This window comes from Ornithinibacillus gellani, from assembly GCF_003730295.1.
Taxonomy (GTDB): domain Bacteria; phylum Bacillota; class Bacilli; order Bacillales; family Amphibacillaceae; genus Ornithinibacillus_A; species Ornithinibacillus_A gellani.
Genome location: NZ_QTSZ01000050.1, coordinates 1 through 1,305, shown reverse-complemented (window position 1 = coordinate 1,305; position 1,305 = coordinate 1). Strand labels below are relative to the sequence as shown.

Genomic DNA, 1,305 nt, shown 5'->3' with positions numbered 1-1,305 from the left:
ATTGCTTGCCTTAGAGCGAGTTGAAAAGAATAAAGGAAGTCATGGAGTCGACCAGATGCCAGTAGAATCCCTACGAGCGCACTTCGTCGACCATTGGTATACTTTAAAAGGAGAAATCCTTGCGGGTACTTATACTCCAAGCCCAGTACGTCGCGTCGAAATCCCGAAGCCAAACGGTGGAGTTAGGAAATTAGGTATCCCTACCGTGATAGACCGTTTTCTTCAACAGGCTATCGCACAAGTTCTCACACAAATATATGACCCAACATTCTCACACCAAAGCTATGGCTTTCGCCCAAACAAACGTGGGCATGATGCCGTTAGACAAGCAAGAAACTACATCAAAGAAGGAAAACGTTGGATTGTCGATATTGATTTAGAGAAGTTTTTCGATAAAGTGAACCATGATAGGCTGATGCAGAAATTGAGTGAAAGAGTTACAGACCGACGGGTCTTACAACTTATTCGTCGATATCTACAAGCGGGAGTTATGGAACGTGGACTTGTACAGCCAAATACAGAAGGAACACCACAAGGTGGACCACTTAGCCCGCTCTTATCCAATATTGTATTGGATGAACTCGATAAAGAGCTAGAAACAAGGGGGCTTAGCTTCGTTCGCTATGCAGATGACTGTAACATATACGTTCGTTCCAAACGTGCAGGTCTAAGGGCGATGGAAAACATCACGAAATTCATTGAAGGAAAACTAAAGCTAAAAGTGAATGAACAGAAAAGTGCAGTAGACCGTCCGTGGAAACGAAAGTTTCTTGGATTTTCATTTACATCGGATAAGAAAAGACCGAAGATACGCATTCATAAAGAGAGTATGAGGCGATTTAAACAACGAATCCGTGAATTAACATCAAGGAAACATTCCATTGACATGGAACGTAGAATTGAAAGACTGAATCGATATCTAGTTGGATGGCTAGGATATTATCAACTAGCCGAAACACCAACAATATTTAGAAATATGGATAGTTGGATAAGACGGAGAATGCGAATGATACGGTGGAAAGAATGGAAGAAAACAAAAGCAAAACACACAAATCTGATGAAGCTAGGTATAGATAAGTGGAAAGCATGGGAATGGGCAAATAGCCGAAAGGCTTACTGGAGAACTTCTAGTAGCCCGATTCTTCACGTTGCTCTTGGCAATAAATACTGGCAAAAATTAGGTTTGAAAAGTCTTTTAAACAGATATGAAACAATGCGTTGGACTTAAATGAAACCGCCGTATACCGAACGGTACGTACTGGTGGTGTGAGAGGACGGGAGTTAATCACTCCCTCCTACTCGATT

1 protein-coding gene is annotated in these 1,305 nt (G+C 41.8%); it reads left to right on the top strand.

Annotated elements, in window-relative coordinates:
• Position 1 precedes the first annotated feature (1 nt).
• A complete protein-coding gene (gene ltrA, locus DX933_RS15735; RefSeq protein ID WP_223806000.1) occupies positions 2 to 1,228 on the top strand; it encodes a group II intron reverse transcriptase/maturase in 1,227 nt (408 codons plus the stop codon).
• Positions 1,229 to 1,305 lie beyond the last annotated feature (77 nt).